Below are 25,699 nucleotides of genomic sequence, written 5' to 3'. Positions count from 1 at the left end.
GGCACAACCGGCACACGGGAACACCCACCACCCGCTCGCTGATCGCCTACGACCACTGACCCGAGCACTTCGGACTTACTCGTCTAGGGCCGCAGCGCGCGGGGCCCCTGGCCGAGGCGGCGGCGCAGCAGGGACCGCAGGGCGCCCGGACTCTCGTAGCCGACCCGGCGGGCCACCGTCGCCAGCGGCAGGCCGGTGGTGCGCAGGAGGTGCTCCGCCTGCTCCACCCGCAGGTCCTGCACCAGCCGGATCGGCGGGCAGCCGAGGGTGCGGGCGACCGTGCGCTGGAGGGTGCGTTCGCTGACCCCGAGGTCGCGGGCCGCCTCCGCGATGGACAGCGGCTGCGCGATGCGGGCCCGCACCCACTCCTCGAAGGCGGCCACCAGCGGATCGTGCCGGGCCAGGGCGCTGGGGATGGCGTACGCGGCCTGCGAGGCCCGGTCGTCGACCACGAGGTAACGCCGCACGAGGTCGGCGAGGGCGGGGCTGCGCGTCCCCACGATCGCCAGCGCGAGGTCGAGGTGGCCGAACGCGGCCCCGGCGGTGGTGATCCCGTCCGAAGTGGTGACCATCCGCGACTCGTCCACCACGACCTCGCGGTAGCGCTCCCGGAAGACCGGGGCCAGCCACCAACTGGTGGTGGCCCGGCGCCCGTCCAGCACCCCGGACTCGGCGAGGAGGAACGTTCCGGTGCAGGAGGTGGCGAGGGGGGTGCGGCGTTCACGGGCCTCGGCGAGCAGCCGGCGCGCGGTGCGGTGCCCGGCGCCGGACACCGCCTCCACCAGCGCCTCGGGGTGGCGCTCCATCAGGGCGGGTACGACGAGGAGGTCGGCGTTCTCGGCGGTGCGTGCGGGCTCGGTGTCGATCCGGTGGCCCAGGCCGGTGCGGACCGTGCGCCGGACCCCGACGGTACGGACGTCGAAGGCGGGCGGCGGGGCACCCGGCAGCCGGGCCCGCAGGGCGTTGGCCGTGTGCAGGACGTCGAGGACGGCCGAGACACCGGAGTCGAACACCCCGTCGAGGACCAGCACTGCGGTTTTCACCGGGCCACCCTAGCGGGAGGGGCGGGGCACCGGGATGTCGGAATCGGTGCGGAAGGTGCCGGATCCGTCGCTCCCGGGACGAGGCGGGGCGCGCCTAGGCTCGGGTCATGACCACGCCCCGCACCACCGCACCCCGGACCGCCGCGCCCCGCACCGCCCCGTACGCCGGCGGCGGCGCGGGCACCGCCGCTCCCGCCGACCGGTCCCGTACCCACACCTGGCACTCGCGTCCCGAGCCCACCCCGGCGATCCTGGGCATGAGCGGCCTGGAGATCCTCCGGGCCTGCCTCGCGGGCGAGCTCCCCGAGGCCTCGATCATGAGCACGCTCGGCTTCCGGCTGACGGCGGCCGAAGAGGGCTCCGTCGTCTTCGAGGGGGACCCGGGCGACCACCTCCTCAACCCGATGGGGACGGTGCACGGCGGGTTCCTCGCCACGCTCCTCGACTCGGCGCTCGGCTCGGCCGTGATGACCCGGCTGCCAGCGGGCACCGCGTACACGACCGTGCAGCTCGGCGTGCACATGATCCGCCCGGTGCTGGCGGGTACGCCCACGCTGCGCTGCCAGGGCACCGCCCTGCACGTGGGGAGGACCACGGCGACGGCCGAGGCGCGGGTGGTCGGCGCCGAGGACGGCAAGCTGTACGCGCACGGCACGACCACCTGCGTGGTCCTGCGGCCCTGACCGCCTCCCCTCCCCGGCGGGCCTCAGGCCGAAGCCCGCTTGCGCGGGGCCGCCTTCTTCGCCGCGGCGGCCGTCTTCTTGGCCGAGGCCGCCTTCGACGTCGACTTGGCGGTGGGCTTGGCGGTGGACTTCGTCGCCGTGGACTTCGCCGTCGTCGACTTGGCCGACCCGGCCGCGGCCGCCTTGGTCGCGGTGGACTTGGCCGACGCGGTCTTCCTCGTACCGGCCGTCGTCTTCTTCGCCGTGGACGTGGACTTCTTCCCGCCCACCGCCTTCGGCGCCGCCGCCGTCTTCCGGCGGATCGGAGTGACCTCCGCCTGCGTGGCCTCCCCGCGCGAGGCCTTCGCGGCGTTCACGCTCTTCTCCAGCGCCGCCATCAGGTCGATGACCTTCCCGCCGGCCGGTTGCACCTCGGCCTCCGAAGGAGGCTCGAAGGCGCCCTGCGACTTCGCCGAGATCATCGCCTCCACGGCCTCCCGGTACTCGTCCGTCAGCGAGTCCATCTCGACCTCGCCCAACGTCGCCATCAGCGCGTCCGCCAGGTCCAGCTCGGCCTCCCGCACCGACACCTTCCCCTCCGGAGCCACCCCTTCCGGCACCCGGATCTCGTCCGGCCACAGCAGCCCGTGCATCGCGATCACGTCGTCGACCACCCGCAGCATGCCCAGCCGCTCCCGCCCCCGCAGCGCGTACTTGGCGATGGCGACCTTCCGGCTCCGCTTCAGCGCCTCCCGCAGCAGCGTGTACGGCTTCGCCGCCGTCGGGCCGTTCGCGGCGAGGTAGTACGCGGCGTCCATCTGCAGCGGATCGATCTCGTCCGCCGGCACGAACGACACGATCTCGATCGTCTTCGCCGTGGCGATGGGCAGCTGCGCCAGGTCCTCGTCCGTGATCGGGATGATCGACCCGTCCGCCTCCTCGTACCCCTTGCCGATCTCGGCCGCGGCCACCTCCTCTCCGTCCAGCTCGCACACCTTGCGGTAGCGGATCCGTCCGCCGTCGCTCAGGTGGATCTGGCGAAAGGAGATCGAGTGGCTCTCGGTGGCGTTCACCAGCTTGATCGGAATGCTGACCAAGCCGAAAGAGATCGCCCCGTTCCAGATGGATCGCACGGTTCCTCCCGATTCATGGCAATCTCATCGTATGACGCCGATCACCATGGTGGAGGGGCGTCGCATCCCGCTCTCCAACCTCGACAAGGTCCTGTACCCCGAGACCGGTTTCACCAAGGGCGAGGTGCTGCACTACTACGCCACCGTCGCGCCCACGCTGCTGGCCCACGTCCACGACCGGCCGGTGTCGTTCCTGCGCTATCCCGACGGCCCGGACGGCCAGCTCTTCTTCACGAAGAACCCGCCGCCCGGTACGCCCGCCTGGGTGAAAACCACCCCCGTGCCCCGCTCCGACGACCTCTCCGCCGAACAGGTGGTCATCGCGGACCTGCCCTCCCTCATGTGGGCCGCCAACCTCGTCGTCGAGTTCCACACCCCCCAGTGGCCGGCCGGCAGTCCGGCGGTCGCCGACCGGCTGATCATCGACCTCGACCCCGGCGCCCCCGCCACCGCCGTCGAGTGCTGCGCCGTCGCGCTGTGGCTGCGCGAGCGCCTGGCCGCCGACGGCCTGGAGGCGTACGCGAAAACCTCCGGTTCCAAGGGCGTGCACCTGGCCGTGGCCCTGGAACCCACCCCGTCCGAGCTGGTGTCGGCGTACGCCAAGGGCCTCGCCCAGGAGGCCGAACGCGCCCTTCCCGACCTCGTCCTGCACCGCATGGCCAAGGCGCTGCGCCCCGGCAAGGTCTTCGTCGACCACAGCCAGAACGCCGCCGCCAAGACCACCGCCGCCCCCTACACCCTGCGCGCGCGGGCCCGGCCCACGGTCTCCGCCCCCGTCTCCTGGGAGGAGGTCGCGGCCTGCCGCACCCCCGCCGACCTGGTCTTCCTCGCCGACGACATCCCGCCGAGGCTGGAACGCGACGGGGACCTCTTCGCCCCGCTGACCGACCCCGCCCGCGCCCACCGGCTGCCCGCACCCCCCGGGGGCCTGCCGTGATCAGCGTCGCGCTCGCCGCCACCGTACGCACCCTCCCGCGCGGGGACGGCCTGGCGTACGAGCCGAAGTTCGACGGCCACCGCCTCGTCATCGTGCGCACCGCCGAGGACGTGGTGCTCCAGGCCCGGTCCGGGCGCATCGTGACCGCGGCCTTTCCCGATCTGGCGGCCGCGGCCCGGAGGTTGCCCGCCGAGACCGTCCTCGACGGCGAGGTGGTCATCTGGCACGCCGGCCGTACGGACTTCGCGCTCGTCCAGCGCCGGGCGGCGGCCGCCTCGGCCGCGCGGGCCGCTGTGCTCGCCCAGAGCCTGCCCGCCTCGTACGCGGCCTTCGACGTGCTCGAACTGGCCGGGCTGGACGTGCGCGGGCGCACGTACGAGCGGCGCCGGGCGCTCCTCGTGGACCTGCTGCTCCCGCTGGGCCCGCCGCTGCAGCCGGTCCCGATGACGACCGATCCGGAGCTGGCCGCCACCTGGTACGAGACCCTGCCCGCCAGCGGTATCGAGGGGCTGGTGGTCAAGCGGCTGGACCAGACGTACCCGGCGGGCCGGCGCGGCTGGCAGAAGCTGCGGCACACCGAGGTCCGGGACGCGGCGGTGGTCGGGTACACGGGCACCGCCCGCCGCCCGCTCGCGCTGGTCCTCGTCCTGCCCGTCGGGGACGAGACCCCGCTGGTGTCGAGCCCGTTGACGGCGGCGCTGCGGGCGGAGGTGGCGGCGGCCGTGGCGGAGCGCGCCGGGCCCTCCCGTGCGGCGGAGGGGGCCACGGTCACGGCGATCGGGCTCGGCGAGGTGCCGTACCGCCCGCTCGATCCGCCGCTCACGGCCGAGGTCCGCCACCCCTCGACGGCCCGTCACCCGCCACCGGAGGTGCTCAGGCTGCGGACGGAACCCTGACGTCCCGCGACCCGCGCCGTGGCGCGGGTCGCGGGGTGCCGGTCGAGGGGTGCCGGTCCAAGGGGTGCCGGTCGGGCGGGGTGCGTCAGGCGTTCCCGCTCGGCTTGGAGGCCGGCGGCTCCCCGTGCGGCGGCTGCTGCGGCCCCGGGTACTGCGGCGGGTTGCGGTACCCGGCCTCCCGCTCGGCCCGGACCTCCTCCTGATGGCTGCTCGTCGTGGATCCGAAGTTCCCGTAGCCCTGCATCTCGTGCGGGCGCAGGCCGCTCTCGGGGATCTCCACGCTCTCTCGTTCCTCGCGGAGCTCGTGGACCGCGCCGCCGGCCGGCAGGTGGGGCTGGCTCTCGGCGGTCGGCGGCGGCGGCTCCTTGGCCCGGACCCGCTGGCCGAGCCTGAAGGCGCCCAGCAGGAAGCCGACCACGACGATGCCGACGACCAGGAACCAGGCGATGTCGCTCAGGGTCTGGTCCAGACTCAGGGTCATGTCCATATGAACCATTTTCCCGCATTGATGCCTGTTTCACCCTGGGTGAGGGGAGATCCTCTGATCAGCGGACCAGACGACTACCGCATCGGATCGAGGGCAGGCGCACAGGCGACCCGCCCCGGAAGGAGCCGAAAATGCCGCGCGGATCTTCGCCCAAACGAGAACGCCAGTACGAGCACATCAAGGAAAGCGCCGAAGAGCGCGGCGTACCCGAGGAGCGGGCCAAGGAGATCGCCGCCCGGACCGTCAACAAGGAACGGGCCCGGGCCGGCGAGTCCGAGACCGCGAGCAAGCTGTCCCTGGAGGACATGTCCTCGGGACGGCGCGGCGGCCTGCACTCCCATTCGGGCGCGCAGGGGCCGACGTACGAACAGCTCTACGCGGAGGCCAGGCGCCGCAACATCCACGGCCGCTCCGACATGAACAAGACGCAGCTCAAGCGTGCCCTCGGCGAGAGCTGAGGCGGCCCCGAGGCGGCCCCGCGCCCGCTCTGCCTAGCGCAGCGGCCCGTCCGAATCCCGCAGCGCCCGGACCTCGTACCCCCCGAGCACGGCCAGGATCTCCGCGCAGATCGCCAGCGCCGTCTCCGCAGGCGTCCGGGCGCCCAGGTCCAGGCCGATCGGCCCGTGCACCCGGGCCGCCTGCGCCTCGGACACCCCCGAGGCCAGCAGCCCCTCGCGGCGCCGGGCGGTGGTCTTGCGGGAGCCGAGGGCGCCGACGTACGGGACGCCCAGCGCGAGCGCTGCGCGCACGGTCGGCACGTCGAACTCCGGGTCGTGGCTCAGCATGACCAGGCAGGCGGCGTCCCGGCGGGCCTCCAGCAGCTTCTCGGCCTCGGCGACGGAGCAGACGAGCCCGGCCCCCCACCCCAGCAGCAGGGCCTGCGCCTCGATGATCTCGGCGAGCTCGCCGCCTCCGCCGATGACCACGTACGGGGCGGACGGGTACGCCTCGACGAATACCAGACCGCGCTCCCCGTACAGGGCGTCCCGGCCGGGCCGACGCGTGGCCAGCAGCTCGCCGGCCCGGCGCTCGGCGTCGTCGGCCGGCGCGTCGACGGCCCGTACCACCTCGCTCACCGCGTGCTCGGCCCGCTCGTCGAGCCGGGTCACGAGCGCCACGCCCACGCCCTCGCCGAGCAGCTCCCACCACGCGGCGGGCACGGCCGACAGCGGCTGGAGCAGGATTTCGGCCCGCCCGCCGCAGGTCAGCTTCGCCTCCGCGGCCTCGTCCGCCCCGACCGAGACCTCGCACACCCGCGCGGTGGCCCCGGCGGCCATGTCCGCGGCCTCCGCCACCAGCTCGGCGTCGAAGACCCCCCGGTACAGGGCCCCGACGCACTCCCCGCGCGCGTCCACGAGCAGGGCCCCCGCCGGGTCACGCGGCCCGAACCCCTGCTCGGCCACCGGCCGGGCCAGGAACCCGGTCCGCCCCTCGGCCGTCCACCGCCGCGCCGTCTCCACCAGCTCACGCATCGCGCCGCCCCCTCCTCATCGTCGGAGCCCGCCCCGAAGCGCCAGGTCAGCGGCGCGGGCGAGGCCTCATGGCCAACTTACGCAGGCTCCCCACCCCTACCCATCCCCCAAAACCCACAGACCCGGACCCACCCTCCTCGTACGGACCACCGGAGGGGCGGGAGCACCCGAGTTGCACGCGGGCGGCGGGAGGCGTTGTTTCGAAGTACGGCAGACAACGTCGGGGGAGACCCTTGGGGATGACCCGCCATGCTCTTCACGGACCGCGACGACGCAGGTCGAAGACTCGGTACGGAGCTCGCGAGGTACGCGGTGGGGCATCCCGTGGTGCTGGGGCTGCCGCGCGGCGGGGTCCCGGTGGCCTTCCACGTGGCCCACGCCCTCGGCGCCCCGCTCGACGTGATCGTCGTCCGCAAGCTGGGGGTCCCGTACCAGCCCGAGCTGGCGTTCGGCGCGATCGGTGAGGGCGGGGTCCGCGTGATCAGCGAGGACATCGTGCGGCGCGGGCGGCTCACCCCGCGGGACGTCGCCGCCGTCGAGGAGGCGGAGCAGGCGGAGCTGACCCGCCGGGCCGCCCGCTACCGCGCGGGCCGGCCGCAGGAGGACCTGCGCGGCCGGACGGTGATCGTGGTGGACGACGGCATCGCGACCGGGGCCACGGCGGCCGCCGCCTGCCAGGTCGTACGGGCGCAGGGCGCGGCCCGGATCGTCATGGCGGCCCCGGTGGCCCCGCCGGACGCGCTGGCCCGGGTGGGCGCGGTGGCCGACGAGGTGGTCTGCCTGGGATCGCCGCCGGGGTTCTCCTCGGTCGGCCAGTGGTACCGGGACTTCTCCCAGACCCCGGACGAGGAGGTCGTTACCCTGCTCGCCCAGTCGCCGCGGCGGCCACCCCCGGCCGAGCGGGCAGGGGTGGAGGTGGCGGTCGAGGCGCCGGATCTGCGCCTGCCCGGGGAGCTCACCCTCCCGCCGGGTGCGGGCGCGGTGGTCGTGTTCGCGCACGGCTCGGGCAGCAGCCGGCGCAGCCCCCGCAACCGCCGGGTGGCCGCCGACCTGAACCGTGCCGGTCTGGGCACGCTCCTGTTCGACCTGCTCACCCCGGCCGAGGAGGCCGACCGGTCGAACGTCTTCGACGTCGACGCCCTGGCCGCACGGCTGGCCGCCGCCACGGCCTGGCTCGGCACCCGGACCCCGCTCCCGCCGGCCTACTTCGGCGCCTCCACGGGGGCGGCCGCCGCCCTGGCGGCCGCGGCCGAGCCCGACTCGCCGGTCTACGCGGTGGTCTCCCGCGGCGGCCGCCCGGACCTGGCCGGATCCCGCCTGGCCGAGGTCCGCGCGCCCACGCTCCTGATCGTCGGCTCGCAGGACCGCCAGGTCCTCGCCCTCAACCGCGAGGCCCGGGCCCGGCTGCGCTGCGAGAGCCGCCTGGAGGTCGTGGAGGGCGCCACCCACCTCTTCGAGGAGCCCGGGGCCCTCCACCGGGTATCGGCCCTCGCCGAGGAGTGGTTCACCACCCACCTGAGCCCCGGGGGGCCCGCGGCGGCGGGCTGAACCCGGGGCTCAGACCAGCCAGCCCGCGTCGCGGGCGATGCGGATCGCGTCCACGCGGTTGCGGGCCTTCAGCTTCATCACGACGGTGGTCAGGTAGTTGCGCACCGTCCCCGTGGACAGGTGGAGTTCCCCGGCGATCTCGGCGGCCTCCGAGCCCTGAGCCGCCATGCGCAGCACCTCGGTCTCGCGGTCGGTCAGCGGGCTCTCCAGTCCGTTCCACGCGGCGACGGCCAGCTTGGAGTCGATGACGCGGTGCCCGGCGACCACCCGCCGGATGGCGCTGGCCAGTTCCTTCGGGGAGTCGTCCTTGAGGAGGTAGCCGGAGACCTGGGCCGCCAGGGCCCGGCGCAGCGTGCCGGGGCGGCCGAGGCTCGTGAGCATCAGGGTCCGGCACTCCGGGAGCTGCTCGTGGATCTGCATCGCCGCGCTCAGCCCGTCGAGTCCGGGGAGGTCGATGTCGATGATCGCGATGTCCGGCCGGACGGCGAGGGCGGCGGCCAGGATCTCGTCCCCGCGCGACAACTCGCTGACGACCTCCAGGTCGTCCTCCAGGTCGAGCAGGGCGACGAGCGCGCCGCGCACCATGTGCATGTCCTCGGCCAGCAGGATTCTGATCACCGTGACGAGCCCCCCGTCCGCGCGGCCGATCGTGTACTTGTGATCATAGCAACCAGTTTGTTCCGGCGGCCGGTTCACGGCGGTCGCGGACGGGCCGCCTCAGGCGACGAGCCACGAGCGCTCGCCCTCCGCCGCCTCGTCGGGATCCTCGAGATCGGGGTCGACGTCCCCGTGCGCCGGAACCCGCGCCACCAGACGGAACAGGCTTCCCGGACCCCGGTCGACCGTCAGTTCCCCGCCCACCGCGCGCAGCCGCAGCCCCAGGTTCCCCAGGCCGCTGCCGCTGTGCGGCGAGGTGTCGCGGTAGCCCTCGGTGACGCCGTCGTTGGTGACCGACAGCGTCATGAGGCCGTCCTCCTCGATGGCGGTGATCTCGCAGTGCACGGCCCTGCTGTGGCGCAGCACGTTGGTGACGGCCTCCCGCAGGACGGTCGCGAGCACCGTGTCCACGGGCGAACTGACCTCTCCCATGCGGATGTCGGTCACCGCGTCGACCTCGGCGGCGCCCAGCACCGACTTGGCCGAGGCGATCTCCTCCTCCAGCGACATGTCCCGGTACCCGCTCGCCACCCGCCGTACGTCGGCCAGCGACTGGCGGGAGATGGCCAGCACGTCCTCGATCTCGTCCATGGCCCGGGCAGGATGCGCCGGGATCAGCCGGTGGATCAGCTCGCCCTTGAGCTGGATCGCGGAGAGGCTGTAGCCGAGCAGGTCGTGCAAGTCCCGCGCGAAGCGCAGCCGTTCGCGGGTGACCGCGGCGCGGGTGAGTTCGCCGCGGCTCTCGTGCAGGACGCGGACCAGCTCCGACAGCCGGGTCAGGCCGAAGGTGACCAGCCCGGTCAGCAGGGTGGTCTGCGCCAGGTAGACGCTGTCGACGGCGGGCCGCCCTTCCAGCAGCGGCGGCACCAGCATGCTGATGCCCACGAACCCGTACAGGATCCAGCCCGGGCGCGGGGGCAGGAGCAGCAGGAGGGAGCCGGCGAGGAAGCCGGCCATGGCGCCCCACTGCGATTTCAGGGCGATGAGCGGCAGGTAGGTGAAGGCGGCCTGCGCGCCGAGGGTCAGCGCCCGGTGGCCGGTCGGCACGCGCTGCGTGCTCGTCCGGGAGTGCAGGAGCTGGAGGGCGAATACCGCGCCCAGGCAGCCGAAGGCGGCGGCCAGGGCGAGCCCCCGGACTCCGGCGCTGACGATGTTCAGGGCGGTGATGCCCACGTAGCAGAGGAGTGCGGCGATGAGGATGACCTGGGCCATCCGGGGTGCGGGTAAGTCCCGGCTCCGTCGCAGAATGCCCTCGACCAGGACCGCCTCCGACGGTCCATCCGAGGACTTGAGGCGGCCAGGCATGTCAATCCCCCTTAAGCGTTCCTCTGTTACACGCCAGGTGTGAGCATAGGGGAGGGCCGTGGACCGGGGGCGGGAATCGATCGCTCATACGAACAGCGGGACCGGGTTGAGCTGGTCGTACGGTGTGGGTTCGGCCAGCCGGCCGAGGCGCACGGGGACGTCGAAGAGGCGGCCCGGGCCGTACCTCGCCCAGAAATGGCGCAGTCCCGGTACGACCACTTTCGTCACGGGAAGTCCGAGGTCAGGTCGGCTCTGGTCGAGTACGAGAAGGTCCAGTCCTTTGCTCCGGACCAGCTCGGTGATCATGTGTACGTCGTCGAGCAGATCCGTGCCCGCGGTCACAGGCCAGTGGTCCGGCGTACGGGTCTGCGCCATCGGATCGGCCGCCAGATATGGCTGGTTGGCGATGGTGGCCCCGTGCCACCACGACAGCGGCTCCGGGTCGGTGATCCGGTATCCGCCGCCGTCGCCGCGCGCTCCGCCGACGGCGGGCAGCAGCTGGCCCAGCTCCGACAGGGCCCGGCACAGCGCCACCCTGGGGTCGAAGTGCGCGCCGAAGCCGAAGAGCACGTCCTCGGCGGGCTTGTCGGTACGCCGCGACAGCGCCGCGATCACCGGGATCCCCAGGTCGGAGGTGAGGTCGAGCGCCCACACCTCCCGGCTGACGCGGTGCAGCCCGTGGCGCGTCCGCTCGATCCACTCGTCCTCGAAGGAGCCCAGGTCCATCCCGGGCTGACGGGTGCGGTTGTACCACCACAGGGCGACCGCGTCCCGCTCCACCAGCTCCAGGAAGCCCTGGACCAGCGCGTCCTCGGGGCTGCTGCCCGCCGCGTTGCCGTTGGAGTCGGCCCACGGCTCGCCGACCGCCGGGTCCCCGGAGCCGTCCGTCCCCCGCCCGAAGTACAGCATCGACGTGGGGAGCAGCCGCTGCACGCCGCCAGTCAGCGACCACACCGGGGTCCAGTCGGTCGGCCGGGTCTCGTCGAATGGCGCCGGTACGTGGTGGAAGCGGGAGTGCCGCGCGTTCCACACCTCCCGCTCCGCGAACTGGCGGGCGCTGTACAGCTGGCAGTCGTTGGGGTGCACGGCCGCACCGCCCAGTGCGCGCAGCGAGTCGCGGACCACCGGCTCGTCGCCGTGCCGCGTGCCGCTGTAGCGCTCGACCGCCTCGCACAGCGCGCTCGTACGGGCTTCCTCGGCGGTACGGCCCTTGCCGCCGCTGAGCGCGCGCAGCCCCGAGCTGAGGCCGGCGAAGGACGCCGACCCCATCGCCAGGTTGTGCCCGGAGGTGTACGCGTGGACGAAGTCCGGGGCGCCGGGGGCCTCCCGGATCTCCTTGACCACCCCGGTCACCGGGTCCACCAGGTGTCCGTACGTGCGCAGCATCTGCGCCGGGGTCAGGGCGCGGTCCCCGCCCCCGGTCGCGGCGGCCTTGGGCCGCGACACGGGGACGAAGGGGGCGCCGGCCCGGCGGGCCACCAGGCCGGGGTCCCCGCAGGACGCGCACTGCGGGAGCCGGTCCACCGGGTGGCCGGCGGTGCGCAGGCGCAGCGTGTCGAAGGTGCGGATGTGGGCCTGTTCGGGGTGGCGCAGCCCGGCCAGCCACTTGGCGGCCTCCAGGGCGGCGAGGTTCACGGCGAGCGCCGTCCCGGCCGCCAGCCCGGCGGCCGGCCGCGGCACGGGGCCGGCCAGGCCGAGGGCGCGCCGTACGGGGACCTCGGAGTGGCGGTGGCCGCGCAGCCGCACGGCCAGGCAGTGCCAGCAGGGGCCGTCGGAGCCGGGCCGGAAGAACGGGCCCACCCAGGGGTCCGTCCCGCACAGCTTGACCGGGACCCAGGGCCGGCCGCTGCCGCGCTGGCGGGCGTCCACGGCGGCCAGCCCCGGGGAGAGGTAGTCCTCGCACAGGACGAGGACCAGGTCGGCCGCGGCGGGGTCCGCGACGACCGCGATCCCCGACTCCCGGCAGGCCTCGGCCACCGGCCCCGGATCCAGCCCGGGCAGTGCCTCGACGGCCACGGTGGCCCGGGCCAGCCCGGCGGCGGCCACACCCCCGTCGAGGCCGGCCAGGTCCCAGTAGGCCTCGGCCTCGCCCTCCGCCGCCGGGGTGGTGGAGCGGATCAACCCGGCGTCCGCCAGGGAGCGGAGGGCGGCGTCGGCCTCCTCGGCCCCCAGGACCCGCGCGGCCTCCTGCCGGACCGCCCCCGCGGTCCGGGTCCCGTCGAGCAGCGGGACGAGGACCTCCGCCCCGCTCCCGCCCAGGGCGGTCACCCCGCGCCGGGACACCAGGTAGGCGGCGTCGCCGGGGACGACGGTGGGCCGCAGATGGGACTTGAAACCCACCAGCGCCTCGGCGGCGTCCTCGGCGGCCGGAAGCGGCCCGGCCGGCTCGCCGCGCTCGGCAGCGCTCATGCTCCCAGCCGTCCGGCGCTCGGCGCCGCCGGGCCCGTGACCTGCGTCAGGCTGCAGACGGTGAACAGGGCGTACGCGGTGTCCGGCGCGGCGTCGAGGTTCTCGATCACCAGGCCCGGATGCGTGGAGCGGACGGGTACCGGTGCGGATCCGGTGCTGGGGCTGATACGGGCGTTGGCCGAAAGGCTGGTCATGGCGGTGGAGTTCCCTCTGCGTCGTCGTGGCGCGGGTCGGTCCGTTCACTGACGATTCTGCGAGGATCCGGTGATCGCGGGACAGTGCCCCAATAACCAGCGAGAGGTGAAGTTTTCACATGGTGCGCCGGCGCCCGCCGGGCCCGGACGTTCACGCCCGCCAGCGGACGGGCAGCTTCCGCGGGCCGCGGATCAGCAGACCCGTGCGCCACACGAGGTCCGAGGGGTCGGCGTCCAGGAAGAGGGCCGGGCAGCGGGCGAGGAGCGCGGTGACGGCCGTACGGGCCTGGAGGCGGGCCAGCGGTGCGCCCAGACAGTAGTGGATGCCGTGGCCGAAGGCGATGTGCCCGCCCGCGGGGCGGCGGATGTCGAAGCGGTCGGGGTCGGGGAACCGGGCGGGGTCCCGGTCGGCGTCGGCGAGCGCGACCAGCACCAGTTCGCCGCCGCCGGGGATCGTGGTGCCCGCGATCTCCACGGGCCCGGTGGTGAACCGGTACGTGGTGGTCTCGACCGGCCCCTCGTACCGCAGCATCTCCTCCACGGCGTTGTCGACGAGCGAGGGGTCGGCGCGCAGCGCGGCGAGCTGGCCCGGGTGGCGCAGCAGCGCGAGGACGCCCGTGGCGATCAGCTGGACGGTGGTCTCGAAGCCGGTGACGAGCAGGAGCCAGGCCATGCCGATGAGTTCGTCGGGGGAGAGCCGGCCGCCGTCCTCGTCGGTGGCGCGGATGAGGGCGCTCATCAGATCGGCCCCGGGCCGCTCGCGCATCTCGTCCACCATGCCGGCGAGGTAGCGCGTCATGGCCGCCGTGGCCGCCGTCCTGGTGGCCTGGTCCGGGCTGCTCAGGGCCTGTTCGGCCCACTCGCGGAAGGCGGCCCGGTCCAGGGAGGGCACGCCGAGCAGTTCGCAGATGACGCCCATGGCCAGCGGGAACGCGAAGGCCTCGACGAGGTCCGCCGTCCCGTCCGGCCGGGCGAGCATGGCGTCGAGGAGCTCGCCGGTGAGGGCCCGCACCCTCGGGGCCAGCGCCTCGACGCGGCGCGGGGTGAACTCCCCGGCCACCAGCTTGCGCAGCCGCGTGTGGTCGGGCGGATTCGAGCTCAGCAGGTTCTCGCCGGCGGAGAGGCGCGCGAGCGGGAGCGAGGGCGAGGCGTCCCGCCACGACTTGGAGAGGGAGGGCTCGGTGAGCGCGGCGCGGCAGGCCTCGTGGCCGACCACGAGCCAGGCCCGCGCGCCCTCCGGCACGCGGACGCGGTGCACCGGCCCGCGGGCGCGCAGCGCCGCGTACACCGGGTACGGGTTCCTGGTGAATTCCTCGCCGAGCGCCCCGAAGTCCGCGGCGATGTCCGTTCCCACGGATCTGCCCTCCTGCCGTCGTGCCGTCGCGCCGTCGCGCCGTCGCGCCGTCGTGTCCTGTGCCGCCGGACCGCCTCAGTGCGCGTGGACGCCGCGCTGCTCGAACACCTCCCTGGCCACGCCGATCGCGTTCAGCACCCGCGGGAACCCGGCGTACGGAACCACGTGGATCAGCGTCTCCACCACCTGCGCCGGGCTCAGGCCGACGTTCAGGGCGGCCCCGATGTGCACGCGCAGCTGGGGAGCGACGTCGCCGAAGGCCGTCAGGGCCGCGACGGTGACGAGCTGGCGGCGCCGCGGCGACAGCCACGGCCGGTGGTAGACGTCGCCGAAGGTGAACTCGACGACGAACCGGCCGAGGTCCGGGGCGATGTCCTTGAGCGACTCGATCACCTCCAGGCCGTGCTGCCCGTCGATCTCCACCAGCTTCTGCGTCCCGCGCAGGTAGCGGTCGCGCGGATCCTTCATGACCGGTGGTTCGAAGGTCACGCCCCGGTCCTCGAAGACCTTCCGGGCGACGCCCACCGCGTTCAGCGCCCGCGGGAACCCCATGAACGGCACGATGTGGATCAGGGCCTCGACGACCTCCTGCGGCCGCACGCCGACGTGCAGCGCCGCGTCGATGTGGAAGTCCAGCTGCGGGGCGGCGTCCCCCTGGGCGGCGAGCGCGGCGACCGTGGACAGCTCCCGCTCGCGCAGATCGAGCCCCGCGCGGGAGTAGACGTCCCCGTACGCGAACTCGACGACGAAGCGGCCGAGGTCCGGGGCGATGTCCCGCAGCGACTCGACCACGGCCGCCCCGCGCCGGCCCGAGGTCTCGTGCAGGACGGCCAGCCCGCGCTCGTAGCGGGAACCGGCGCCGGAGGTGGCCGCGGCCGCCACCGGCGCGGGGCCCAGCAGGCCCTCGGCCAGGCCGATGCCGACGAGGGCGCCCCCGGTGAGGGTGGCGCGGCGGGTCATCGCGGCGGTGGTCCGTGCGTCGTTCATGGTGTCTCGTCTCCATCCATCGGTGCGAACGGCACCGTGCCGATCGCGATGACGTTGCCCTCGCTGACGTAGCCGTCCGGATCGCGCAGCGGGCCGGCCGGATCGTCGGGGTCGAGGAAGGGGGCCCAGTTCCCCGCGATGCCCTCGTCCCTCGCCTGCCGGGCGAAGCGCGCGCACGCGTTGGCGTAGAACCGGAGGGCGGCGGGGGTGAGCGGAGCGTGGTGCTCCATGAGGATCGTGCGCTGCCGTACGGCGGTCAGACCGGCCGCCCGCAGCCATCGGTACAGGTCGCGGCCGCGCAGCAGTTGGCGGGCGTAACCGGGGGAGGCGGCGGACGCCCGCAGGAAGTCGGTGATGAGGAACGGGTCCGCCGGGCGGACCGTGCTCAGCGAACCGTCCACGTCCTTGACCGCGACGAGCCCCCCGGGCCGCGTCACCCGGCGCAGCTCCGCCAGCGCCCCCGCCAGCTCCGCGTCGTCCAGGTACTGCGTCGTGTTCGCACACCACACGGCGTCGAACATGCCGTCCGCGTACGGCAGGTCGAGGAGGCCGGCCCGCCGCACCACCAGCGGCGGTGCGTCCGGCCGCCCCCGCAGCCGCCCGGCGGCGCGCTCCACGTTCTCCGGGGCCAGGTCGACGGCCGAGATCCGGCCCGAGGGGCCGACGAGTTCGGCGATCCGGGGCAGGAACGCGCCGCTGCCGCAGCCCGCGTCCAGTACGTGCCAGCCGGGCCGGATGCCGACCCCGTCCAGCGCGTCCAGATAGTCGGCCGAGCAGGCCTCGAAGTGCGGGTCGACGATCTCCTCGTGGGTGAACGGCAGTCCGGTGGAGGTCGTGTACCCCCACCCCGCGTGGCCGGCCGTCAGCACGTCACCGCCTCCGCCCCTGCCCGTACGGCCGCCCCCGCGGCCGTGTTCGGCGCCTGCGCGAGCAGCTCCGAGAGGATCTGCGCCGTCGCCTCCGGGGCCTCCAGGGGAGCGAGGTGGCCGACTCCGGGAAGGACGACGAGCCGGCCGTGCTTCAGGGCCCCGGTCGTCGCGCACGCCTCGTCGAGGGAGACGAGCCCGTCCTCGGCGCCGGTGACCACCACCGCGGGGACCTCCGCCGCCCGCAGGGCGGCCGTGGAGTCCATGCGGGCGGCGATGGCCCGCTGCGCCCAGGCGACCGAGCGCGGCCGGGCCGCCAGCGCCTCTTCGGTGACCCGCGCTGGCAGGTGCGGCCGCCGGGCCCTCGTGGTGGCGCCCAGCAGGGCGGGGGTGGTCGCGGCGATGAGCCCGGGGCGCGCCGCCTCGTCGAGGACCGCCGCGGCGAAGCGCAGGCGCCCCGCGGCCGCCTCCTGGCTGTCGGCCGTGCTCCGGGCCGCCAGCAGGGCCAGCGCGCGGACGCGGTCCGGGTGGCGGCGCAGGAAGGCCATCGCCACGTAGCCGCCCATGGAGCAGCCCGCGAGGGCGATTTCGCCGGCGCCCTGCCGGTCGAGCTCGCGGGCCAGGGCGTCGGCCACGAGGTCGAGCGAGGGCGAGCCGCCGGGGAGCGGCGCGCAGCCGAAACCGCACAGGTCGGGGGCGAGGACCTGATGGCCGCGGGCGCGCAGGGCCCGGGCCGTCCCGTCCCACATGGACGAGTCGAGGGGCAGGGCGTGCAGCAGCACGAGGGGGAGGCTCATCGCAGCGCCGCCCGCTGCGCGTCCGCGACGAACCGCCGTACGTGCTCCGGTGGTTCGGCCCCCCGCAGCCAGGCGAACGCGACTGGCGAAGGCGGCAGGTCGTGCACCGGGACGACCTTGATGTCCGGCGGGACCACCGCCTCCAGGGACCGGAACGAGAGGTGGATCGCGTACGTGCTGCGCAGCAGCTCCGCCATCGCGGTCAGCGTGGTCATGGCGTGGACGCGGCGGATCGGCCGGCCCAGGGGGGTCCGGGGCGGTACCACCAGGTTCCAGACGTGCGCCGGGAAGGCCCCGGGGCAGCGGAAGCCCCCGTACTCCGCGACCTCCTCGACCGACACCGAGGCGCGTCCGGCCAGCGGGTGGTGGGCCCCGACGAGGACGGCCCGCCCGTCGAAGCCGACCGGGCGGCTCAGGGCGAGGTCCGGTTCCAGCGGGTCGTACTTGACGATCATGATGTCCGCCTCCCCGGCCCGCAGCGGGGCGAAGGGCGCGGTGACCTCGTAGGGGACGTACTCCACGGACTCCGGGGCGTGGCCGGCGGCCGCGACGAGGCGGGAGGCCAGGTGCGTGGAGCCGTGGACGCCCAGGCGCACGGTGCGGGTACGGGTGCGGGTGGCATCGGCAGGGGCGGTGGGTGCGGTGGGGGCGGGCATTTCAGACCTCCGTGGTCAGTCCGGCACAGGCCTGGAGTTCGTCCGGGCGGTGGACATCGGTGTCGACGCGCAGCATGGCGAGGCGGGCGCCCAGGCCGCTCAGACGCGGTACGAACCGCAGCGTCAAGCGGTCCCCCGGACCGATCAGCCCGTCCAGGACGGCCTCGGCGAGCAGGTGGTTGAGGTGGACGAGCGCCCCGGTGACCGACACCCTGGCGGTGGCGAGATACAGCTCGCGGCGCACCGGCCCGCGGGTGCCCGGCCGGCCGGGCACGGTCACGGTGGCCGGCCGCTGCGCGGTCAGTTCGTGCGCGGCCTCGAAGGACTTGAGCAGCCGGCGCAGCGTGGCCGTCCGCGCGCCGGGCGCCGGCCCCGCCCAGGCCGCGGAGCCGTCGCCCGCGACGTGGTCGAAGGCGAACCGCTCGCGCAGGTTGGCCGGGCTGCCGGCCAGGTAGACGGTACGGGTGAACGAGCGCCGCCACGCCTCCCGTTGGGTCGGAGCCAGCCCGAGGGCGAAGGCGCAGGTCTCGCGCACCCACCCGGGCAGGTCGAGCCGGCCGATGACGACCACGGCCAGCACCTCCTCGTCCGGGGCGGTCCGGGCGCCGTTGAGCCCGGCCCGCACGGCGCGCAGCGCCTGCGCGCTGGACAGGTCGAGCCCGTCCGCCAGCTCGGGCCGGGCCGAGCGGACGCGGTCCGCGGCCGACTTGAGCAGGGCCGCGGAGGACAGGGGGAAGGGACTCACAGGAACACCGCCGACAGGAGTTCGGGATCGGGAGCGGGACGGCCCTTGCCGAGGAGGGAGCAGGCCAGCCGGTAGGGGTCGACGTACGCGTGGCCGCGCCGGTGGCGCTCCAGCACCTCGGGCAGGTCGCCCGCGGCGGTCGCTGACCCGGAGCGCCTCAGCAGCCGGGCGGCCACGGTCAGGCAGTGGCGCAGGAGGTCGTGGCGGAAGGACTGCTGCTGGCCCGGGCCGAGGGTCGCGATGAAGTACAGCCGCATGCCGAGGCGCAGCGCGTCGTCGCCGTGGCCGTCCGCGCTCTCGCAGACCTCGGCCGAGGCCCGCAGCAGCGCGCCGGCCGTGTGGCCGCGCCAGCCGCCGAGCCGGGCCGGGGCGATCTTGCCCTCGATGGGCACCCGGCCGATGGGCACCCGGCTCACCGGCGGCCCGAGGCTGGTCAGCACCCGGTGCAGCAGCCGGTAGTCCGCGTCGAGTTCGCGGTCGTACAGCAGGACCACCTCGTCGTACCAGGGCACCAGCGGCAGCAGCTCGCGCAGGGCGCAGGCCAGGTAGTTGGGGCGGCCGTCGGCCGTGACGATGCGGCGCAGCGGCATTCCGTGGCGGGTCAGGTCCAGGTAGACGGGGCCCCCGCAGTGCCGCTGGTCCAGGGCCAGGCCCGCGACGGCGAGCCGTTCGACCATCTCCTCCAGGGCGAGCCCGGGCGGCTGGTGCTCCCGCAGGCCGGGGTCGTGCATGCCGAGCCGTTCGTAGTGCCCGGCCCACAGCCCCAGCATCCGCTCGCTCGCCGGATGCACCCAGCCGTCGTGCTCGACGGCGTCCCGGTAGGGCCGCAGGACGCCGGCGCCCTGGCGCGGCCCCTCGCAGCGGTGGCGGACGTACAGTTCCCCGATCTCCTCCTCGGAGAGCTGCGCGTAGTCCGTCTCGCCCTGGGTGCGGTCGAGGTACTCCCAGAAGCCCACGGTCTGTTCGGTGACGTGGTAGGTGGTGTGGCTGTAGCGGTAGTCCACCGCGGCGAGCGGGGCGGTGGCCCGGAACATCACGTCCGTCCACAGCAGGCCCTTGAGGTGGCTGGGGGTCAGCGGTTTGGTGGGGGTGACCGTGACCGGTGCCAGCAGGACGTTCTTGCGGGTGGGCACGTTCATCCTTCCTTCCGGTCCGGGGCGTGGGCGGCGATCGCCCGGCGCAGTGCGGTGTACGAGGGCGGGCGGGGGCCGGCGGGAGCCGGGGCGTCCGGCGCGGCCGCCCGTACGCGGGCCAGGAACCCGGGGTCGGCGAAGACCTCCCGGGGGGTGGCGAGGCTCGCCCCGATCCGGGTGATCCCCCGCCACACGGCGCGGTCGGTGGCCGCCGCGGCGAGCGCGGCGGTCCCGACCGGCTCGGGCACGGGCGGTTCGGGCGGTGCGGGCACGGGCCCGCCATGAGGCACGGGTACGGGCGCGGGCCCGCCGGGCGGTGCGGGTTCGGCGAGCGGCGGCGTTCCGGCAGCCGCCCGCCACCGCTGCGTCCGTGACCGGGAGTCGTGGACGCCCTGCTCGTACCAGGGGCGCAGCAGGCGGTCGGCGAGGTCCGCGGCCGCCAGGCCCAACCGCTCGTCCGCCACGGGGTGTTCCCCGATCAGGTCCGCCAGCCCGAAGGCGTGCGCGAGGGCGAGGGACAGACCGCGGCCGAACATCGGATCGGTGACGCAGGCCGCGTCCCCGGCCCGCAGCAGCCCGGCCACCGGACGCCGCTGGCCCGGACCGGCGCCGCGCAGGACGTTCGGCGGCATGGCGATGGCCCGGACCGGGCCGAGCGGCCGCGCCGCGCCCTCGTCGACCCAGGGGGCCAGGTACGGGGAGAGGCGGCAGGCGGCGGTGAAGGCGGCGGGCGTGCGCAGGGCGGCCATGGCGCGGTCGCCGGGCAGGGCGCCGAAGGTGATGGCGAAGACCTCGTTGTCCGCCGGGTGCAGGACGGCGGAGTAGTGGTCCCAGACGCCGCCGGCCGCGTTGGCGCGGTTGAGCGGGCCCGGAGGCGGTCCGTAGGGGTCGAGCAGCCGGTAGAAGCGGCCGAAGGCGTGCAGCCGGCTGGGGCCGGTCAGGTCGGCCGCCACCGGCAGGCCCGCCGAGGCCAGCCAGGACCGGGACGCCGCCCTGCGGCCGCAGGCGTCCACCACGAGGCCGGCGGGGATCCGCTCGCCCCCGTCCGTGACGACGCCCGTCACGCGCGGGCCCGGCGCGCTCAGCACGCCCGCGACCGTGGTGCGGTGGCTGATGGTCACGCGGGGCAGGGCCGAGGCGGCCCGGTGCAGTACGAGGTCCAGGACGGACCGGCGGACGAGCAGCGTGACGAGGTCCTCGTCCCCCGGCTCCGCGGGGCCAGGGGGCGCCGCGGCGGTGAGGTCGGCGAGCCGGGCCCCCTCCGCGAGCGCGGCGTCGAGCACGGCCGGTGCGTGGGTGCGCAGCGTGCGGACGCCGAGCGCGTTCAGGATGTGGTCGTGGCCCGCCTGGGGCACGCCGGGCCGCTCCCACAGCCCGGCGCTCTTGACGAGGGGCCCCTGCGGCGGCGGTCCGCCCCGCTCCAGGACCCGCACCCGGTGGCCGCGCGCGCCGAGCGCCAGGGCCAGGGCGAGGCCGGCGGTGCCGCCCCCGGCGATCACGGTGCTCGCCATGGTCAGCGACGCCGGCCGTGCACGAAGAACACCCGTCGCACGTCTTTCACGGCGCGCGGCGGCACCGGGTCCGGCCACCGCCCGAAGTCGGCCCCGGGCTCGCCCGGCTGGACGGCCCGCACGTCGAACCCGTACCGCTCGAACAGGGCTTCCGGCTCGTCGGTGCCGAACACCCACGGGCACCCCCAGCCCGCGAACACGTCCAGCAGGCCGCGCATGTGGGGCAGGGTCAGGGCGGCGCCGTTGACGATGTCGGCGGCGATCCGGCTGCCGGGCGCGCAGAGGGCGGCGACCCGCTCCAGCATCCGGTGCGCGTCGGCCTCGGGGATGTAGTAGAGCAGCCCCTCCAGCAGCCACGCCGAGGGGAGGGCGGGGTCGTAGCCGGACGCGAGGAGGCGTTCCTCCCAGTCGTCGGCGGTGAGGTCAACGGCGACCGTACGGTGGTCGACCCGGGGCTCCACCTCCCCCAGCCGCCCGGCCTTGAAGTCGAGCACCGCCGGGCGGTCGACCTCGAAGTACCGGATGTGGCCGGGCCACGGGAGCCGGTAGGCGCGCGAGTCCATGCCGGCCGGGGCCAGCACGAGCTGGGTCGTGGCCGGGTCCTGGGCCGCCTCCTGGAGCAGGTCGTCGAAGAAGCGGGTGCGGATGGCGTTGTAGTCGGGGGTGCTGGGCAGGGTCCGCGGCCGGTCGGGAGGGAACGTCGCCGCCCGGATCTCGGCGAGCAGCTCCGGGCCGGCCTCGCCGACGAGCGCGGCGGCGTACGGGTCCTCGTACAGCCGGTCCGCGCGGCGGGTCTCGGCCGCCCGCAGGGCGGCGGTGAGCAGGGCGGTCCGTTCGACGGGATTGAGCACGGGCATGGTGGCTCCTTGGACGGGGGTGCGGGTGCCGGACGGCCGACTCGGGTGGCGGGTGACGGACTTGGGGGGGGCAGGGTCAGGCGAGCGGAACCCGGGTCAGGCGCTCCCAGAGGGCGTCGTCCTGCCGGAAGAGACGGTCCTTGACCTGCGTGGGGCGGACGCCGGCGCCGACCGCCTCGTGCCAGTCGCGGTCGAACGCCTCCGCGTCCAGCAGGCGTACGGAGGGCGCCGCCAGCCGGCCGGCCGCGCGGGCCCCCGCGTACCCGGCGGACTGCTCCGCGAGGCCGCTGTCCAGGGCGGCGGCGAACCGCACGGTCTCGGCCTGGTGCCAGGGGGTGCGCGGGGCGATCGCGAAGACGTAGTGCGCGGGGCCGGTCTCCGCCGCGGCGGCCGCCGGTTCGACCCGGCAGGCCACGTTGCGCAGGGCCAGTCCGCCGCGGGCCAGCGCCGAGTGCAGGGCCCGGACCACCTCCGCGTCCCGCAGCCGCTCGCCGGCCGCGTCCGAGCGCCCGCCGCGGCCCGCGTACTCCAGCCGCGGGACTCCGCCGGAGGTGTCCACGACGCGGACCACGTCGCCGACCGCGTACCGGTACAAGCCGCCCACGTGGCTGAAGACGACGTGGTAGTCCCGGCCGGCTTCGAGCTCGTGCGGCAGCAGCGTGGCGGCGTCCGGGGACAGGTCCTGATCGGCCGGTACGAACTCGTACACCGACGCCGAGGCGACGAGGCTGCCGGCCGAGGCGTGCCGGTCCAGGGCCACGCCGACCGGCCCCTCCGAGGCCGCGACCGGCGCCGGGAGCACGGTGACGCCGGGGCCGAACTCCTCGCGCAGCGCGGGCAGGTACAGCGAGGCCACCCCGGTCGTCCAGCAGAAGATCGCGCGCAGCCGGGGCCACACCTGTGCGGGCCGCACGGTGCCGAAGTACTCCGCGAGGTGTTCGAGCTCGGCGGCCCGCCCGGGATCGGGCGCCCGGTGCGGCAGACCGCCGAGGGTGCCGTCCCGGACCTCCTTCACGATCCGCGGCCACCACAGGTTGAGCTGGTACGGGACGGCGGCGACCATCGCCGGGTTGATGCCGATCAGCGCCCGCAGATCGCTCTGCACCGCCAGCCGCAGCCGCAGGTACGCCCGCTCCAGGTGGTCGCCGGGCTCGGTCGCCACCGGCAGCGCCGCCCACGGCGCCCCGGTACCGGGTTCGGCCGCGAGGGGTTCGCCGAAGCGGGCGCCGAAGTCCACCTGGCTGGCGCCCACGTGGGGGCGGCCGTCGCCCGTGGTGGGCGGGGCGCTCAGCGGGTCGTGCTTGAGGTTGAGGACGGCGTCGGGCCGCTCCAGCACGTCGGGGAAGTGCTCGATCAGCGGGGCCCAGGCCGCGAGGTAGAACGGCATGAAGGTGGTCCGCATGAAGCGCGGGGTGACCGGCACCTTCTTGTGCGCCCCGGTGCTGCCGCTGCTGGTGAAGTAGACGGCCGGGGCGTCGGCCGACAGCAGGTTCCGCTCCCCGGCGGCCGTCCGCTCGATGAGGTCGGCGTGGTCGGCGTAGTCGCGTACGGGGACGGCCTCGCGGAAGTCGTCCACGGTCAGCACGCGGCCGAGGCCGTGGCGCCTGCCGAACCGGGTGGAGGCGTTGAAGCCCACCAGGTCGGTGAGGACGCGCTGCTGCGCTCCGCGCAGATCGGCGTGTTCGGCGGCGAGCCGCTCGCGCGCCGCGAACACCCGCTCGCGGTAGCGGCCGGTGTGGCCGGGGGTGTGCCAGACGGATCGGGTGTTCACGAGGTCAGCACCTCCCGTACGGCCTCGGCCGCCCGGCCGGCGTCGGGCTGCTCCGCCAGCACCGTGACCGGAACCTCCCGCACCTCCTCCAGCATCAGCTTGCGCAGGTTCCGCTGGTAGCGCTCGAACTCCGCCCAGCTGCCGTCCTCCCCGTCGTACTCCAGGGGGTTGAGCCGCGCGCCGTCCGCCCTGCGGCGCCACGCGGACCCGGGCGAGACGTCGAGGAAGACCACCCCGCTCGGCTGCGGGAAGGACCGCCACCAGGAGTACATCGCGCGGTCCCGGACCCCGGCCATCCGGCACTTCGCCAGGATCTTGTAGTAGTACGAGTCCACCAGCACCGGCACGCGCGGATCCGCCTCCCGCACCTGGTCCCTGAGGTGGACCACGGCGGTCTGCAACACGCTGGCCAGGAAGTCCGCGGAGTAGGCGGCGCCGAGCCCGGGCAGCAGGTGCTCGTGGACGTCCCGGCGCAGCCGGGGGATCAGGGCGTGCTCGGGGGCGACGAAGGCGCTGTCCGTCGAGACCATCCGCCACTCGGGCAGCTTCGACACCAGGCGCGCCATGACCGAGGACTTGCCGGCCCCGTCGGGGCCGAGCAGCACGTGGAACCGGGGCCCGGTCATCGCGTGGCGGTGGTCTCGGGGCGGCGGGCCGCCAGGTGCGCCCGCAGCTCGGGGTCCTCGCCCACGGCCACCGGATGCCCCACGAGTTCGAGCATCGGCACGTCGGAGAGGTGGTCCCCGTACGCGAAGCAGTCGCGCGGGTCGACGGCGGGCCGCGCCGCCAGGTGGGCGAGGACCGCGGCGCGCTTGCCCTCGCCGATGACGGGGGTGGCGACCTCGCCGGTGTAGCGGCCGTCCTCGGTCAGCGGACGGGTGCACAGCACCGTCTCCGCGCCGATCTCGCGCGCCAGCGGTTCCAGGAGCGGCGGGAAGGAGCCGGAGACCAGGACCAGGGCCGCCCCGGCCGCCCGGTGTTCGCGCAGCGCCCGGCGCGTGGAGTCGATGTAGAAGCCCCGGGTGGAGGTGGTGCGTTCGGTGAACCAGTCGTCCGCCAGCCGGGTGATCGTCTCCACGGACTCGCCCGCGTACTGGCCGTAGTAGAAGCGGTTGATGTCGGAGCGGGGGGCGCCGTCGGCCGCCCGGCGGCCGATCACCGCCGTGATCCGCTCGTACTCCTCCTCGCCGGCCGCGCCGTGCCGGCGCACCAGCTGGTAGTGGAGGAAGTCGAACATGCTCTTGACGGTGATCAGCGTCTCGTCGACGTCGCTGAAGACGATGTAGGGCCGGTCCGTCCCGGACGGGGACGGGTCCGTCCCGGACAGGGACGCGCGGACGTAGTCGGCCAGGTAGCCGGGCAGGTGGTCGGTCATGACGCACGGACCTCCGTGCGGACCTCGGTACGGACCTCCGCGCGGGCCGGAGCCGCCGCCTCGGCGGCGGCGGCCGCCGCGGCCAGCGCCACCCCGTCCTGGAGGGAACGCTGGGCCGCCCGCGTCTCCTTGGCGTGGGAGACCTGGGTGTCGAATGCGGTGAAGCGGACCTCCATGCCCGCGGTCTCCGACCCGCCCTGGCTCACGGACAGTTCGCAGTGGAAGGTCATCCGGGTGCGGTGCGGGGTGCGGTGGGCCAGGACGCGGCAGCGCACCACCGCGGGGAGCGGGAAGAGGAAGTTGCGGTACCGGGTCGCGAAGGAGTCGATGACGAAGTAGCTGCTGCCGACCGCCTCGGGCGGGAGGTAGAACTGCTCGGCGACCGCTATGAACATCTGCCGGCCCGCCTCGGTGGCCAGCATCCCCTGCATGTGCTGTCCGGTGAGGTGGTCGGACATCACCTCGTTGTCGCCGTCCACCAGCAGGTCCGCCTCGTACCAGTCGTCGCCGACCGGACGCGGCTCGGATATCAGCACGTTCTCGGGGCGGTGCTTGTGGGCGATCTCCCGGCCGGCGCGGGTGTGCAGCGCCTGGTCGTCGATGACGACCAGGTCCGTCAGCCCGCGCCGGGCCAGGGTGTCGCGTACGTACTGCACGTCGAACAGGGAGACGCCCTGCCCCACGCTCACGCGGGCCCCGTCGGCCGCGCTCTCGGGGAACGTCCCGTTCCGGATCAGGCGGGCCAGCTGCGAGACGGTGAACACGCCCTCGTGGTGGGCGAACTCGGCGAACACGTCGCCCACGAGGAACAGCGTGCCGGGCTTGGCATCGGTGGCCTGGGACGACTCGTGGGGCATGGGCACGGACATGGCTTTCGACCTTTCCTGTTCGGGTGGTGGTGGGG

The 25,699-nt window shown here is 74.8% G+C and carries 26 protein-coding genes; 5 read left to right on the top strand and 21 right to left on the bottom strand.

Going from position 1 to position 25,699, the window contains the following annotated elements:
* Positions 1-83: 83 nt before the first annotated feature.
* Positions 84-1,043 (bottom strand): GlxA family transcriptional regulator, encoded by a 960-nt coding sequence (locus ACS04_RS11485; RefSeq protein ID WP_048476450.1) that lies wholly within the window; start codon positions 1,041-1,043, stop codon positions 84-86.
* 107 nt (positions 1,044-1,150) lie between these two features.
* Between ACS04_RS11485 and ACS04_RS11480 the strand changes: the two genes are divergently transcribed.
* Complete coding sequence (locus ACS04_RS11480) at positions 1,151-1,726, top strand: PaaI family thioesterase (protein WP_078864652.1); 576 nt, start codon at positions 1,151-1,153, stop codon at positions 1,724-1,726.
* Between the two features lie 23 nt (positions 1,727-1,749).
* Here ACS04_RS11480 and ku read toward each other — a convergent pair whose 3' ends face one another.
* Entirely contained in the window at positions 1,750-2,838 is a 1,089-nt protein-coding gene (ku, locus tag ACS04_RS11475) for a non-homologous end joining protein Ku (RefSeq protein ID WP_048476449.1), read from the bottom strand.
* A 31-nt stretch (positions 2,839-2,869) separates the two neighbouring features.
* On the opposite strand from ku, the gene ligD reads away from it, so the two are divergent.
* A complete protein-coding gene (ligD, locus tag ACS04_RS11470; protein WP_048476448.1) occupies positions 2,870-3,775 on the top strand; it encodes a non-homologous end-joining DNA ligase in 906 nt (301 codons plus the stop codon).
* Positions 3,775-4,671 carry an ATP-dependent DNA ligase gene (locus tag ACS04_RS11465; RefSeq protein WP_048476471.1) on the top strand — a complete coding sequence of 299 codons (897 nt, stop codon included), beginning with the start codon at positions 3,775-3,777 and terminating at the stop codon, positions 4,669-4,671. The genes ligD and ACS04_RS11465 overlap by 1 nt, the downstream gene beginning before the upstream one ends.
* Before the next feature lie 85 nt (positions 4,672-4,756).
* Here the strand turns inward: ACS04_RS11465 and ACS04_RS11460 are convergent, their stop codons facing one another.
* On the bottom strand, positions 4,757-5,158 hold the full coding sequence (locus ACS04_RS11460) for a DUF6479 family protein (RefSeq protein WP_048476447.1): 402 nt from the start codon (positions 5,156-5,158) through the stop codon (positions 4,757-4,759).
* A 131-nt stretch (positions 5,159-5,289) separates the two neighbouring features.
* Here ACS04_RS11460 and ACS04_RS11455 point away from each other — a divergent pair, with 131 nt between their 5' ends.
* Complete coding sequence (locus ACS04_RS11455) at positions 5,290-5,616, top strand: hypothetical protein (protein ID WP_048476446.1); 327 nt, start codon at positions 5,290-5,292, stop codon at positions 5,614-5,616.
* A gap of 33 nt (positions 5,617-5,649) precedes the next feature.
* On the opposite strand, the gene ACS04_RS11450 is transcribed toward ACS04_RS11455, so the two are convergent.
* Positions 5,650-6,630 (bottom strand): XdhC family protein, encoded by a 981-nt coding sequence (locus tag ACS04_RS11450; RefSeq protein ID WP_048476445.1) that lies wholly within the window; start codon positions 6,628-6,630, stop codon positions 5,650-5,652.
* A gap of 249 nt (positions 6,631-6,879) precedes the next feature.
* On the opposite strand from ACS04_RS11450, the gene ACS04_RS11445 reads away from it, so the two are divergent.
* A complete protein-coding gene (locus tag ACS04_RS11445) occupies positions 6,880-8,178 on the top strand; it encodes a phosphoribosyltransferase family protein (RefSeq protein WP_048476444.1) in 1,299 nt (432 codons plus the stop codon).
* A 9-nt stretch (positions 8,179-8,187) separates the two neighbouring features.
* Here ACS04_RS11445 and ACS04_RS11440 read toward each other — a convergent pair whose 3' ends face one another.
* The 17 genes from ACS04_RS11440 to ACS04_RS11360 form a co-directional block, all read right to left on the bottom strand.
* Positions 8,188-8,796 carry a response regulator transcription factor gene (locus tag ACS04_RS11440; protein ID WP_078864650.1) on the bottom strand — a complete coding sequence of 203 codons (609 nt, stop codon included), beginning with the start codon at positions 8,794-8,796 and terminating at the stop codon, positions 8,188-8,190.
* A 99-nt stretch (positions 8,797-8,895) separates the two neighbouring features.
* Positions 8,896-10,047, bottom strand: a complete 1,152-nt coding sequence (locus ACS04_RS11435) for a sensor histidine kinase (protein WP_063839255.1) — start codon at positions 10,045-10,047, stop codon at positions 8,896-8,898.
* A 177-nt stretch (positions 10,048-10,224) separates the two neighbouring features.
* A complete protein-coding gene (locus tag ACS04_RS11430) occupies positions 10,225-12,549 on the bottom strand; it encodes a TOMM precursor leader peptide-binding protein (protein ID WP_078864647.1) in 2,325 nt (774 codons plus the stop codon).
* Positions 12,546-12,743 (bottom strand): hypothetical protein, encoded by a 198-nt coding sequence (locus ACS04_RS11425; RefSeq protein WP_048476443.1) that lies wholly within the window; start codon positions 12,741-12,743, stop codon positions 12,546-12,548. The genes ACS04_RS11430 and ACS04_RS11425 overlap by 4 nt, the downstream gene beginning before the upstream one ends.
* A gap of 151 nt (positions 12,744-12,894) precedes the next feature.
* A complete protein-coding gene (locus ACS04_RS11420; protein WP_048476442.1) occupies positions 12,895-14,097 on the bottom strand; it encodes a cytochrome P450 family protein in 1,203 nt (400 codons plus the stop codon).
* Between the two features lie 75 nt (positions 14,098-14,172).
* On the bottom strand, positions 14,173-15,084 hold the full coding sequence (locus ACS04_RS11415; RefSeq protein WP_245236361.1) for a carboxymuconolactone decarboxylase family protein: 912 nt from the start codon (positions 15,082-15,084) through the stop codon (positions 14,173-14,175).
* Positions 15,081-15,953, bottom strand: a complete 873-nt coding sequence (locus tag ACS04_RS11410) for a methyltransferase domain-containing protein (RefSeq protein ID WP_048476441.1) — start codon at positions 15,951-15,953, stop codon at positions 15,081-15,083. Before ACS04_RS11410 ends, ACS04_RS11415 begins: the two co-directional genes overlap by 4 nt.
* Positions 15,947-16,747, bottom strand: coding sequence for an alpha/beta fold hydrolase (locus ACS04_RS11405; protein ID WP_048476440.1), 801 nt, complete (start codon positions 16,745-16,747; stop codon positions 15,947-15,949). The genes ACS04_RS11410 and ACS04_RS11405 overlap by 7 nt, the downstream gene beginning before the upstream one ends.
* Positions 16,744-17,403, bottom strand: a complete 660-nt coding sequence (locus tag ACS04_RS11400; RefSeq protein ID WP_048476439.1) for a LysR family transcriptional regulator substrate-binding protein — start codon at positions 17,401-17,403, stop codon at positions 16,744-16,746. Before ACS04_RS11400 ends, ACS04_RS11405 begins: the two co-directional genes overlap by 4 nt.
* A 1-nt stretch (position 17,404) precedes the next feature.
* A complete protein-coding gene (locus ACS04_RS11395) occupies positions 17,405-18,148 on the bottom strand; it encodes a DUF6182 family protein (protein WP_048476438.1) in 744 nt (247 codons plus the stop codon).
* The gene (locus tag ACS04_RS11390) at positions 18,145-19,287 is read right to left on the bottom strand and encodes a hypothetical protein (RefSeq protein ID WP_048476437.1); all 1,143 of its coding nucleotides are present in this window, start codon (positions 19,285-19,287) and stop codon (positions 18,145-18,147) included. The genes ACS04_RS11395 and ACS04_RS11390 overlap by 4 nt, the downstream gene beginning before the upstream one ends.
* Entirely contained in the window at positions 19,284-20,792 is a 1,509-nt protein-coding gene (locus ACS04_RS38870; RefSeq protein WP_048476436.1) for an NAD(P)/FAD-dependent oxidoreductase, read from the bottom strand. Before ACS04_RS38870 ends, ACS04_RS11390 begins: the two co-directional genes overlap by 4 nt.
* 2 nt (positions 20,793-20,794) lie before the next feature.
* Positions 20,795-21,649 carry a class I SAM-dependent methyltransferase gene (locus ACS04_RS11380; RefSeq protein WP_048476435.1) on the bottom strand — a complete coding sequence of 285 codons (855 nt, stop codon included), beginning with the start codon at positions 21,647-21,649 and terminating at the stop codon, positions 20,795-20,797.
* Between the two features lie 76 nt (positions 21,650-21,725).
* Positions 21,726-23,420: a GH3 family acyl-acid amido synthetase gene (locus ACS04_RS11375; protein WP_048476434.1), complete on the bottom strand. Its 1,695-nt coding sequence runs from the start codon at positions 23,418-23,420 to the stop codon at positions 21,726-21,728.
* Positions 23,417-24,046, bottom strand: coding sequence for a hypothetical protein (locus tag ACS04_RS11370; protein ID WP_048476433.1), 630 nt, complete (start codon positions 24,044-24,046; stop codon positions 23,417-23,419). Before ACS04_RS11370 ends, ACS04_RS11375 begins: the two co-directional genes overlap by 4 nt.
* Entirely contained in the window at positions 24,043-24,795 is a 753-nt protein-coding gene (locus ACS04_RS11365; RefSeq protein ID WP_209441677.1) for an HAD family hydrolase, read from the bottom strand. Before ACS04_RS11365 ends, ACS04_RS11370 begins: the two co-directional genes overlap by 4 nt.
* Entirely contained in the window at positions 24,792-25,664 is an 873-nt protein-coding gene (locus ACS04_RS11360) for an AfsA-related hotdog domain-containing protein (RefSeq protein WP_078864645.1), read from the bottom strand. Before ACS04_RS11360 ends, ACS04_RS11365 begins: the two co-directional genes overlap by 4 nt.
* Positions 25,665-25,699 lie beyond the last annotated feature (35 nt).

Origin of the sequence: Streptomyces roseus (assembly GCF_001044425.1) — a bacterium.
In the GTDB taxonomy this organism is placed as follows: Bacteria; Actinomycetota; Actinomycetes; order Streptomycetales; family Streptomycetaceae; genus Streptomyces; species Streptomyces roseus.
Note: the sequence above shows the minus strand (reverse complement) of the source record. Positions and strands in the feature narration are given on the sequence as shown.